9 protein-coding genes are annotated in these 12,254 nt (G+C 44.1%); 7 read left to right on the top strand and 2 right to left on the bottom strand.

Features of this window, described 5'->3' with window-relative positions; translation table 11 throughout:
• Window positions 1–44 precede the first annotated feature (44 nt).
• The 7 genes from ACQ76V_RS14510 (at window position 45) to ACQ76V_RS14480 (ending at window position 10,666) form a co-directional block, all read left to right on the top strand.
• On the top strand, window positions 45–1,475 hold the full coding sequence (locus tag ACQ76V_RS14510) for a CCA tRNA nucleotidyltransferase (RefSeq protein ID WP_441001233.1): 1,431 nt from the start codon (window positions 45–47) through the stop codon (window positions 1,473–1,475).
• 93 nt (window positions 1,476–1,568) lie between these two features.
• Entirely contained in the window at window positions 1,569–2,444 is an 876-nt protein-coding gene (gene ispE, locus ACQ76V_RS14505) for a 4-(cytidine 5'-diphospho)-2-C-methyl-D-erythritol kinase (RefSeq protein ID WP_441001232.1), read from the top strand.
• Window positions 2,445–2,489: 45 nt separating this feature from the next.
• Window positions 2,490–3,701: an MFS transporter gene (locus ACQ76V_RS14500; RefSeq protein WP_441001231.1), complete on the top strand. Its 1,212-nt coding sequence runs from the start codon at window positions 2,490–2,492 to the stop codon at window positions 3,699–3,701.
• A gap of 253 nt (window positions 3,702–3,954) precedes the next feature.
• Window positions 3,955–5,700 (top strand): BspA family leucine-rich repeat surface protein, encoded by a 1,746-nt coding sequence (locus ACQ76V_RS14495; protein WP_441001230.1) that lies wholly within the window; start codon window positions 3,955–3,957, stop codon window positions 5,698–5,700.
• A 236-nt stretch (window positions 5,701–5,936) separates the two neighbouring features.
• Window positions 5,937–7,484, top strand: coding sequence for a BspA family leucine-rich repeat surface protein (locus ACQ76V_RS14490; protein WP_441001229.1), 1,548 nt, complete (start codon window positions 5,937–5,939; stop codon window positions 7,482–7,484).
• Window positions 7,485–7,642: 158 nt separating this feature from the next.
• Complete coding sequence (locus ACQ76V_RS14485) at window positions 7,643–10,102, top strand: glycogen/starch/alpha-glucan phosphorylase (RefSeq protein ID WP_441001228.1); 2,460 nt, start codon at window positions 7,643–7,645, stop codon at window positions 10,100–10,102.
• Window positions 10,103–10,234: 132 nt separating this feature from the next.
• On the top strand, window positions 10,235–10,666 hold the full coding sequence (locus ACQ76V_RS14480) for a MarR family winged helix-turn-helix transcriptional regulator (RefSeq protein WP_441001227.1): 432 nt from the start codon (window positions 10,235–10,237) through the stop codon (window positions 10,664–10,666).
• Between the two features lie 132 nt (window positions 10,667–10,798).
• Here ACQ76V_RS14480 and ACQ76V_RS14475 read toward each other — a convergent pair whose 3' ends face one another.
• A complete protein-coding gene (locus tag ACQ76V_RS14475) occupies window positions 10,799–11,368 on the bottom strand; it encodes a hypothetical protein (protein WP_441001226.1) in 570 nt (189 codons plus the stop codon).
• 101 nt (window positions 11,369–11,469) lie between these two features.
• Window positions 11,470–12,254, bottom strand: a 785-nt coding sequence (locus ACQ76V_RS14470; RefSeq protein ID WP_441001225.1) for a topoisomerase C-terminal repeat-containing protein, incomplete at its 5' end; no start/stop codon positions are given.

Here is a 12,254-nt window from a genome sequence, read left to right as displayed (position 1 = left end):
TGTATTTGTTCTTATTTTTACGCTCGTTTTGTGACAAGTAATTAATGAAGACAGCGAACGTGGAAGATATCCCTTCAAAGCACCAGAAAGTATTTAACGTAATATCAGAGGCCGGCAAAGCAGTTGGCCAGAACGTGTATGTGGTGGGCGGCTATGTGCGTGATTTCTATCTCAATCGCACAAAAGATACCGATGCCTTGGATATAGATTTTGTGACTGTGGGCTCGGGCGTAGAAATTGCCAGAGAAATTGCTGACCGGCTGAATGCCGATAATCTTTCGGTTTACAAGCAGTTTGGGACGGCCCACATCAGGCACGAAAATTTGGACCTGGAGTTTGTGGGAGCCCGTAAAGAGAGCTATCGCAGCGATTCACGCAAACCTATTGTGGAGGACGGTACGCTTGAAGATGACCAACTGCGCCGCGACTTTACGATCAACGCTCTTTCATGGTCACTCAATGAAGAAAATTACGGTCAGCTTATTGATCCCTTTGGTGGAATACAAGATCTCAAAAAGAAACTTATTCGCACGCCGGTAGATCCGCTGAAAACATTTAAAGATGATCCTCTCCGGATGATGCGTGCTATTCGTTTTGCAACACAGCTTCAGTTTGATATCGAAGAGCAGACCTATCGCGGTATCGAGAAAATGGCCGACCGAATCGAAATTATTTCCAAGGAGCGCATCATTGAGGAACTCAACAAAATCGTGCTGTCCGAAAAGCCCTCCATTGGATTCAATCATCTGTTTAAAACAGGTTTGCTGGAGCATTTCTTCCCAGAGATGGTGGAACTGCACGGCGTTGAAGAAGTTCGTGGCGTTCGTCACAAAGACAACTTCTGGCACACCCTCAAAGTGCTGGATAACGTAGCCGAAATGGACGGTGACCTTTGGCTCCGTTGGGCGGCTATTATGCATGATATTGCCAAACCGGCCACTCAAAAATTTGTAAAAGGCACCGGATGGACCTTTCATGGTCACGACGCATTGGGGGCAAAGTGGGTGAAGGATATTTTTCGCCGATTGGGTCTGCCATTAGATGAACGAATGCGTTATGTACGCAAGTTGGTGCGCCTACACCTGCGTCCCATTGCATTGGTTTCGGATGAAGTAACCGACAGTGCCGTTCGACGCCTGATTTACGAAGCCGGCGACGATATTGATGATTTAATGATGCTTTGTCGGGCCGATATCACCAGCAAAAACGATTACAAGGTGAAACAGTATAACCGTAACTTTGATTATGTTGAGCAGAAGATAAAAGAGGTCGAAAAGAAAGATCGCATTCGCAATTGGACCAATCCGATTAGTGGGGATGAAATTATGGAAGCTTTAGATCTTAAGCCCGGTCCTGTGATAGGCGACATCAAAGATGCTATTAAAGAAGCTATCCTGGATGGAGAGATTCCAAACGAGCACGATGCTGCATTTGATCACATGATGCAGATTAAAGAGCAGTTTTTAAACGAATAATAGATCATCAGATCCCTGGGATATAAAATGCCTAAGCCTGTAATAGCTTAGATAGCAACCATTCCGCAGGGTTTAATAAAAAAGTAATTAATTATGTCCAATGATGTTTGGATTGCTGATTCGTATGCCAAAATAAACTTGGGGCTCCACGTATTGGAACGCTTGCCCACCGGTTATCATACCATTGAGACCGGAATGTGTTTTTTGGAGTGGCGCGATCATTTTGAGGTAAAACAGGCTCGAAAAATGAAGCTGGAAATGGATGATGAGCATATTCCGACTGATGACAGTAATCTCATTAACCAAGCCATCGAAACACTGGATCGGTATATCGGACTGCAACACAATTATTTGATTCGCGTGGATAAGCGAATACCGGCCGGCGCCGGACTCGGTGGCGGAAGCAGCAATGCCGCCCTTACGCTACGGATGCTCAATAAAATTGAGGACCTTGGATTAACCGATGATGAATTAATTGACTTAAGTCGTGACTTGGGAGCAGATGTCCCCTTTTTCATCAAGGGAAAGGCCGGAATAGCCAAAGGCGTAGGCCATGAAATTGAAGAGCTGGATATACAACCAAACTTTTGGATCGTAACTTGCTTTCCCAATGAGCAAAGCAACACAGCTGAAGCCTATCAAAACTGCGTGCCCGATCCTGAGCCCGAATTCGATCTAAAGCAGATACTTACCAATGAAGAAATCGATGAATGGCAGTATATACTTAGCAATGACCTGGAAAAATCGGTATTCCCGCGCATCAATGTATCAGGCAATATGAAAGATCAGATGTACGAGTTTGGTGCGGTCTATGCCTCGATGACCGGAAGCGGATCAGCCGTCTACGGCATTTTTGAACAGGATTTTGTGGCCACCAATGCTTACAAGGGATTATTAGAGCTTGATTTTCCAACAAACCTAACCCGTCCCGGCTTTGAGCCCGATTATGGTATTTATCGAAAAGCTTAGACTAACAATGCCTTTCTCGTCTAAAGATTGGGGCATCTAAATATTATGCCCGACAACAAAAAAGAAATCTTTTTTGTCATCTTTTCGCTTTGGCTGTTAGTATTTGCTGCCAGCAGTCAAATTATGATTATTGCTCCCATCCTACCGCGAATAAGCGAGCAACTGGCAGTCTCCGAGGCACTACTGGGAACATTGGTTACTGCTTATGCAGTAATGGTCGGTATTTGCGCATTGATTACCGGCCCTATTTCTGATAAAATCGGTCGACGAAAAATACTGCTGATTGGCACGGGTATTATGACCATAGCTCTTTTTCTTCATGGTTTTGTATTTAACTTTTTAAGCTTTTTAACGGTGCGTGGTTTGGCGGGCGCAGCCGGAGGTGTTCTCAGTGGGGCTTCGGTTTCATACGTGGGCGATTACTTTCCCTATGAACGACGTGGGTGGGCCAACGGATGGATTATGAGTGGTATTGCCATGGGTCAGATTTTAGGCATTCCTATCGGGACTATTTTGGCAGAATATATGGGATTCCGAGCCCCATTCATCGCATTCGCCATACTTATGTTCTTTGCCTTGCTACTTATCTGGATTACCGTTCCCCAGCCCAAGGTACAGCTACAGAAAACAAAAATTACCATATTAGGGTCCATCCGAAAATATTTACTGATGCTTCGTAAGCCCGAAATTATTGCATCAGCTATCAGCTACTTCTTAATGTTTTTAAGTCTTTCGGTATACATCATCTATCTGCCCAGCTGGTTGGAGAAAACCTTCGCAGTTTCTGGCAATGAAATTGCCATGCTCTTTTTAGTCGGTGGAGTTGCAAATGTCATTACCGGTCCGCAAGCCGGTAAACTCTCTGATTTATGGGGACGCAAAAGCATTATTATTTTTTCATGTGTTGGATTAGCAACAGTAATGGCTTTTACAGTCCCTGTAGTAACATCATTCTGGGTGGCCTACGTCCTGTTTTTTCTGATCATGGTGCTGGTGGCAATGCGTATAAGCCCCTTTCAGGCTCTTACCACCGAACTGGTATCAGCGCGCAAACGCGGTACGCTTATGAGTCTGCTTGTAGCTATTGGGCAAGTCGGATACGGGTTGGGCGGCACGATTGCCGGCCCGGCCTATGTGTCACTGGGATATGTTAGTAATACCATTATTGGAGCCATCATGATTTTTGGGATGGCCCTTATCGTTTGGAGGTACCTGCCTGAGCCTGGTTTAAAGACCCTATCAAACAGGAAGGACTAACTCAGCAACATATCCGCTACCGGAAAAATCGACCCTTCCAATAATTATAACCAGAATTTTTTGAGCCACTATCATGCCAAATCAATTTTAGTAGGCTTTCTTACCTATCTTGAAAATATATATTCTGTCCGTTATGTTTTGCCAGAGAGACAATTTCATCAAAGATAATACGTGCAGGAGAGACTAAGGCTAACTAACGAGCGCACATTTTCTCTCCTTCTTTTAATCCATCAAAATATATCAGGAGAACACTATGAAGAAACTACTATTCATAATTTTTTCTATTAGTCTAATGGCATTTACCGCTTGCAGCGATTCCGGTACCGGACCCGATGATACCGGCAATGGAGGCGGCGAAACCACGACCTATACCGTGGATGTATCCTCGACTGATGGCGGGACAGTTTCGCCTTCTGGCGCGAACGAATATGATGAAGGCGAGAACGTTGAGATCGAGGCCAGTTCCAACGAAGAATATAACTTTACCGGGTGGACCGGCGACCTGGAGAGTTCCGACAACCCGCTGACGCTGACTGTGGACCAGGACTATGAGCTAACCGCCAATTTTGAGATTAAGAGCTATGATCTCACCATCAATACCGAGGGCGAAGGTGAAGTGGCCGAAGAGGTTGTACATCAGAATAAGGATTACGAGTCCGGTACGCTGGTAGAGCTAACCGCCAATCCCGCCGAAGGATACGAGTTTGTGGAATGGACCGGCGACCTATCGGGCACTGAGAATCCGCAGCAAATAACCGTAGATGATCCCAAAGAAGTGACGGCGGTGTTTGAGAAGAAAACATTCTCTTTGACAACCAGCACAGACGGAGAAGGCTCAATTAGTAGAAATCCTGACCAAGAAACCTATGAATTTGGATCTGAAGTTGAGATAGAAGCGACGCCAAGCGCCGGTTGGGAATTTGTGGAATGGACCAATGTTGAATCATCCTCTACCGATAATCCGCAGACTATTACCATGGATAAGGATACTTCTTTAACAGCAGTTTTTGAGAAGAAAAGTTATGCACTGTCCGTGAATGTGGATGGAAATGGTTCCATAACAAAAACGCCGGATCAAGCCACGTATGAGCATGGAACTACAGTTGAGTTAGAGGCAAAACCGGACGATGGACAACGGTTTGTAGAATGGTCGAGCGCCATATCGAGTACAGAGAATCCTGTTGAAATAACTGTGGATCAGGCGATAACCATTACCGCTACTTTTGATAAAAAGTTGTTTTATCTGGCTGAAAACGGCGTGACGGTTAAATGCCCCAAAGCCAATGTAGGTGATAAAGGAACCGTTGAGGGCGTTACTTATACCAAGCGATCAGCCGATCAAATTACTGTTGATAATGCCGAATCAACCTGTACTTCTGATATCGGAAATATGAATAGGCTATTTAATGGAGCAGAGTCATTCAATGCCGACCTAAGCAGTTGGGATGTCAGTGAGGTTACAGATATGACCCGGATGTTCCGCGATGCTAAAACATTTGATTCAGATCTAAGTCACTGGGATGTTAGTAATGTAACAAATATGGAGCGAATGTTTAGTGATGCTACCTCATTTACCAGTGACCTGAGTAGCTGGGATGTGAGTAAAGTAACAGATATGAATAGGATGTTTCATGGAGCTGCTTCTTTCAATGCGAATATAAATAGCTGGGATGTCAATCTTGTTTCTGATATGGGTAGAATGTTTAGTGGTGCCAGCTCTTTTGCCAGTGATCTTAGTAGTTGGGATGTTAGCAATGTGACAAATATGAATGGGATGTTTCAAGAAGCTACATCATTTAATAGTGATATAGGAAGTTGGGATGTGAGTGCGGTTTCTGGTATGCAATCAATGTTTCAAAAAGCGGCATCATTTAATCAGGATCTTAGTGGCTGGTGTGTGCAACTCATTGATTCTGAGCCGTATTGGTTTGATGATGATAGTCCTTTAGAAAACAATAGCGATTATCAACCACAGTGGGGCACGTGCCCGTCGCAATAAGTACTATTCAACACATTCTTTTTTACAGTTAATCCGGCAGGACCAAAATCCTGTCGGGTTTTCTATTTATAAAGCGAGAATCACCAAATCTTGATAATGTAATTCCTGGTGTATATCATGAAAGGGAACAAAAGAACTATTTTAATCAAGGGAGCGCCAAGAATACATTTTGAGGATTGTCATTTTAGTTCCCTTCTATTCCGTTTTAATTTCAAATTAATTATCAAGAGAATGTTATGAGGAACCTACTAATCATTATTTTGGCTATTAGTCTAATTGGAATGTGGTCCTGCAGCGATTCGGGTACGGGACCTGATTCTGGCAACGATGGGAACGGTGGCAATGGAGGTGACGAAACCACCACCTACTCCGTTAATGTGTCCTCATCTGAGGGTGGATCAGTTGATCCATCTGGAACCAATGAGTACGACGAGGGAGAAGAGATCGAAATAGAAGCCAGCGCCAACGATGAATATATGTTTGCCGGCTGGACTGGGGATGTCGAGAGCGAAGAAAACCCACTATCGCTTACCGTGGATCAGGATTACGAACTGTCGGCCAACTTTGAGGTCAAAAATTATGAGCTCACGATCAATACCGAGGGAGAAGGCGAGGTGGCCGAAGAAGTGGTCGAGAAAAACAAAGATTACGAATCTGGAACGGTGGTCGAACTGACCGCCAACCCCGCCAATGGGTGGACATTTTCAGAGTGGACAGGAGATCTTAGCGGTTCCGAAAATCCCCAACAATTCACTATGGATGGTGCAAAAGAAGTTACGGCCGTGTTTTCTGAAAAGCCCAAGTTTTATCTGGCTGATAACGACGTGACCATAAAGTGTGAACAGGCGGAAGTAGGGGAAACTGCCACCTTAGGTGGGGTTACCTATACCAAGCGTACAGCTGATCAGATTACAACTGATAATGCAGGAACGACTTGTACTTCCGGGATTAAAGATATGAGTGGTATGTTTGGTAGTGACGAGAATTTCAATGGTGACATTAGCAGTTGGGACGTATCTTCGGCAACAGATATGAGTGCCATGTTTTTTGATGCTACTTCTTTCAACCGAGATCTTAGCAGCTGGGATGTCAGCAACGTAACAAACATGGAAGAGATGTTTTATGAAGCAGTAAGTTTTAATCAAGATCTTAGCAGTTGGGATGTGAGTAGTGTAACGAATATGAGCAGCATGTTTGAACGGAATGGAACCTTTAATGGAGATATCAGCAGCTGGGACGTATCCTCGGTAACGGATATGAGTAATATGTTTTATAGGGCCGAAGCTTTTAATGGTGACCTGAGCGGATGGGATGTGGGTAACGTAATAGAAATGGGAGATATGTTCAGCGAAGCCACTTCCTTCAACTCAGATATTAGCAATTGGGATGTATCCAGCGTTACTGACATGGGTTCCATGTTTGAGCTTGCCGCTTCTTTTAACAAAGATTTAAGCGGATGGGATGTGAGCAGCGTGACAGATATGCATTCTATGTTTGAGGGTGCTACTATCTTTAACAAAGATCTCAGCAGTTGGAATGTTGGCAATGTGGAATCTATGAGTTCTATGTTTAAACAGGCTGAGGACTTTAATGGATTTATTGGGAGTTGGGACGTGAGTAAGGTGGTATCTATGAACTCCATGTTTGAAGATGCCACGTCGTTTAATCAGGATATCAGCGGTTGGTGTGTTTCCAATTTTGATTCAGAACCCCAAAAATTCTCAGATGGTAGTCCTCTTATAGATGACTACAAACCAGAATGGGGTACTTGTCCATCACAATAATCGTTAAGATTACTTACTAAGTATCGAACCCGACAGATGTTATCGATCTGTCGGGTTTTATAATTCCCGAAGAAAATTAGTTCATTCGTTTTTATTTCTAGCATTTTCACACTTAATTAACCCATCAACTTTCCTAGCAATTTAATTGAGTTTCAACTATGCCTACTGACACCTCGATCAATCCCCGAACCGGAATGGATGTCGATTCCTTCCGTGAGGATATCAAGCAGCACCTTCACTATACACTTGCCAAAGACAAATTCTCGTCTACCGACTGGGATCAATATCGCAGTGTCGTTCTTGCGGTGATGGATCGCTTGCACGACCGTTGGATTAATACACAACAGAGCTATTATCAGAATGAGTCCAAACGGGTATACTACCTGTCAATGGAATACCTGATTGGGCGGCTGATGGATAATATGCTCATTAATCTGGGGATGCAGGATGTGGCGGCCGAAGCCATTGAAGAAGTTGGGTTTGATTACGATAAAGTGCGCGAAGCAGAAGTTGATGCGGGTCTCGGTAATGGTGGACTTGGTCGACTGGCGGCATGTTTTTTGGATTCGATGGCCACGCTGGGCGTTCCCGCACTGGGCTATGGTATCCGCTACGACTACGGCATTTTTGATCAGGATATCGAAGATGGGTGGCAGGTGGAAAAACCTGATATGTGGTTGCAGTATGGTTACCCGTGGAGCGTCGTACGTCCCAAGAAAAAATATAATGTGCAGTTTTACGGGGAGACCACAGCCAGCGAAGATGGCAATGGGCGCCTGCATTTTGAATGGATCAACACACATAATGTAACGGCTTTGGCTTACGATACACCCATTCCGGGCTTCCAAAATAATGTAGTCAATAACCTGCGGCTCTGGAAAGCGACCTCTGATGAAGGATTTGATCTAAAAAGCTTTAACCAGGGAGATTATATCGACGCGGTGCGCAATAATCTGCTGGAAGAGAATATTTCGCGCGTACTTTATCCCAATGACAAAGTTTTTAAAGGACAGGAGCTTCGCCTGAAACAGGAGTATTTTCTGGTTTCGGCCTCGCTGCAGGATGCAATGAATCGCTTCAAGAAACAATTCGACGATCTTCATAAAATTCCCCAGCAGATGGCCGTTCAGTGCAACGACACCCATCCCAATTTAGCGGTACCCGAACTGATGCGCATGCTCATGGACAATGAGGGCATGGAATGGGAGCCTGCCTGGGATATCGTGAGCCAAACCATGAATTACACCAACCATACGCTGATGCCGGAGGCGCTGGAGAAATGGCCGCTTTCGCTGATGTCGAACCTGTTGCCGCGACATGTACAGATTATCCGTGAAATTGACCGCCGGTTTCTAAACTCTATTGAGGCTTCCGGTGATGATCGCGACAAAAAGAATCGAATGCGGATAATCAGCAATGAGATGGACGCTCGGGTACGAATGGGGAATTTGGGAATTATTGGTGCAAAAAAAGTAAATGGTGTTTCGGAGTTGCACAGCGATCTGATGAAGAAAACCATTTTCAAAGATTTTGCAGATCATTACCCGAACAAGTTTACCAATGTTACGAACGGCATTACACCTCGTCGCTGGCTCCGACAATGTAATCGTGAGCTGGCCGACTTAATTTCGGGTCGTATTGGCAATGAGTGGGTCACCCATTTAGATCAGCTTAAAAAGGTAGAGCAGTATGCTGAGGATGAGAACTTCCAACAAGAGTTTAAGGCCATCAAGCTTCGTAATAAGCAAAAACTGACCGATTATATTAAGGAGAAAATGGGCGTAGCTGTTAATCCGGAATCTATTTTTGATATCCAGATTAAACGAATTCATGAGTACAAGCGTCAGTTAATGGCGTTGATGTATGCCATTACTTTGTATAACCGGATTAAAGATGGTCCTAATGCTGATGTTGAACCCCGAACGTTGCTTTTTGCAGGAAAAGCCGCGCCGGGATATACTATGGCAAAAATGCATATCAAATTGATAAACAGCGTTGCTGAAGTCATCAACAATGATCCGGAGGTGGCCCCTAAACTTAAAGTGTTGTTTTTACCGGATTATAGCGTAACTCTGGCAGAGAAGATGATTCCTGCAGCTAACCTATCCGAACAAATTTCCACGGCCGGCATGGAAGCATCCGGAACCGGTAACATGAAATTTGCCCTTAACGGCGCTCTTACGATAGGAACGCTGGATGGTGCTAATATTGAAATTCGGGAGCAGGTCGGTAAAGATAACATCTTCATTTTCGGACATACCGTTGATGAAATCGAGGACGTGCGAAGCCGGGGATACAACCCGCAAGACATTTATGAGTCGGATGAAGAACTGAAGCGGGTTATTGATCAAATCCACGAGGGGTATTTCAGTCCCGATAATCCGGACCTTTTTCATCCCGTGACCAATGCCTTACTCAATCAGGGCGACTATTTCATGGTTTTGGCTGATTACCGGAAGTACGTAGAAAAGCAGCAAGAGGTGGAAGCCAATTATCGTGATGAGTTTGATTGGAATCGCAAGGCCATAATTAACGTGGCCAATATGGGACACTTTTCATCTGATCGTTCGATTAAAGATTACTGCGAGCGTATTTGGGATGTAGAAGTCAATCAATGATTTAACACATCATTGATCTTAGTTTTTGTGAAGTGCCGGGAAAACCTAACCTTTCTCGGCACTTTCTATTGGGCTTCAAAAATAAATATTTTATAACTATATTTATTTGTATGCGCAACAAAATAAATAGTTATGACCGATAAACTGATAGAAAACAACATCTTTTTTCTTACCTCCGCATTTGCCCGCAAGCTGGTTAAACAGGCTGATGAAGTATTCGAAACAATAGGATTGTCCTCCTCACACGCTTTATTGCTACATTTAGTTCATAAAAATCCTGAAATTCAACCCAGCCAATTAGCCGAAATCCTCCATCTGAAACCCTCAACGATAACCCGATTGGTTCAAAAACTGGAACAACGCGGATGGGTCAGGAAAGAATCCGCAGGAAGGGCTACTAAAGTTGTATGTACAAATGATGGGAAAGATACAGCTACGAAGATTCAACAAAAATGGGAGGAGCTCATCCAACGGAAGGGTGAGCAATTAGGTGAACGCTATGTTGAAGTACTATCTGAAATGATTTCTAATGCTTTGGACACAATGGAAGAACAGGCGAATTGAGATAAAACGAGCAATATAATCAGATAGAAAAAAGCTTTTCGAACTGTTTTCTCGAATGTAATCAAGAGATCATGTTTATAACTGAACTTCAACGACAAGTCGAAATAATTTTCAGAAAAGATGGGAATACGTCTAAAAAAGATTCGCTTGCTCACTATCTTCTTTGGGAGCTCGTTCAATTTTAGGATTTGAAATTTCACCCTGCTCAACCTTCAGCATATCCGGACTAAACTTTTTGCCGTAAATCTGTTTGGCTATACCTTGCAGTGCTTTTTCTCCACGTGGAGTAATAAGCAACCGGTCGTGATCATTGAACGAGAGAAACCCAAACTCCTTTAAATCATTCACGATCATATAGGCAAGCTTACTAACGGCCCCACAGTTTTGCTCCACATAGTCGCGTTGGGGCGCCTGATCATCGGCCGCGTAAACTAATCCCAAAACGTTCATCTCAACTTCAGTAAGGGGAAACCCTTCCGAGCCGCGACTCAACGTATCATCCCAAGCCTGCTGGCTGTAATACCGGCCAAACCACCACTTGCCCTCTTTGATAAGCTTATGTGTTACCGTACAGGCAAAGTATTCACCAGGCTTCGTTTTCTTGGGGATTCCGCGTTCACGATACATCGAAACCAACGTTGCCAAATCCAGTTCATGCAGATTCGGAGGATAGCTAAAATATGTATCTGATTGTTTTTCCATGACGCATCAAGTTAGAAAACTGGAACCTTATTGTCATGTTAAATTTTTGAAACGGCAGAAGTGCAAGGACAACTATTACCCCTCTCACATTTGCCGTATGTCTACTTTCCTTTCTCTGTAATAAGCTGTACTGCAATATCCATATTAACATCTTCGGGATCAAAATCATCGGGCAGACTAATATTCGTCTTTCCATATTTGATATATGGTCCATAGCGTCCGGTCATTACGCGCACTTTTTTTCCGTTTTCAGGATGATCTCCGAGCTCTTTAATCACATTGCTTTTGCGTGACTTCTTATTCTTTTTCTGCTCCAGAAGCTCAAGCGCACGATCCAACTCCACGTCCAGGACATGGTCACTTTTTCGCAGTGATGCAAACGTTCCGTCATGAACCACAAAAGGTCCATAACGACCCACTCCGGCACGAACAACTTCCCCGGTTTCCGGATGCTTACCAAGCGGACGGGGCAGCTCTAACAAGCGCAGCGCCAAATCCACATCCACATCTTCTGGCTTCATATCCTTAAGCAGCGATGCGCGTTCGGGCTTTTTGTTATCTTCGGTGCGTTCCCCTACCTGCACATAAGGACCATATCGGCCATTCAGAACATAAATCGGCTCACCTGTTTCAGGATGATTCCCAATAGCTTTCGGACCCTCTTCTTCGGCTTTTATCAACTCCTCAAGCTTTTCAACCGTAATATCACTTGGCTTCCAACTTTCGGGAATAGAGGTCGTCAGTTCCTCACCATTAACTTCTTTTTTAATGTAGGGCCCATATCGACCTACAAAAACCTGGATATCATCAAGATCCTGAATAGGCAGATCCAGCTTGCGTGCTTCTTGAGGATCAATCTTGTCCTCATTTTCTTCAACCTTAGCCT

Source organism: Fodinibius sp. SL11 (genome assembly GCF_052060035.1).
Classification (GTDB): Bacteria; Bacteroidota; Rhodothermia; order Balneolales; family Balneolaceae; genus Fodinibius.
This window is presented reverse-complemented; position numbering and strand designations above follow the sequence as displayed.

Coding starts and splice junctions, on each gene's coding strand:
- ACQ76V_RS14495 (WP_441001230.1), top strand. CDS start 3,955: ATGAAGAAACTACTATTCATAATTTTTTCTATTAGTCTAATGGCATTT.
- ACQ76V_RS14475 (WP_441001226.1), bottom strand. CDS start 11,368: ATGGAAAAACAATCAGATACATATTTTAGCTATCCTCCGAATCTGCAT.
- ACQ76V_RS14485 (WP_441001228.1), top strand. CDS start 7,643: ATGCCTACTGACACCTCGATCAATCCCCGAACCGGAATGGATGTCGAT.
- ispE (WP_441001232.1), top strand. CDS start 1,569: ATGTCCAATGATGTTTGGATTGCTGATTCGTATGCCAAAATAAACTTG.
- ACQ76V_RS14480 (WP_441001227.1), top strand. CDS start 10,235: ATGACCGATAAACTGATAGAAAACAACATCTTTTTTCTTACCTCCGCA.
- ACQ76V_RS14510 (WP_441001233.1), top strand. CDS start 45: ATGAAGACAGCGAACGTGGAAGATATCCCTTCAAAGCACCAGAAAGTA.
- ACQ76V_RS14490 (WP_441001229.1), top strand. CDS start 5,937: ATGAGGAACCTACTAATCATTATTTTGGCTATTAGTCTAATTGGAATG.
- ACQ76V_RS14500 (WP_441001231.1), top strand. CDS start 2,490: ATGCCCGACAACAAAAAAGAAATCTTTTTTGTCATCTTTTCGCTTTGG.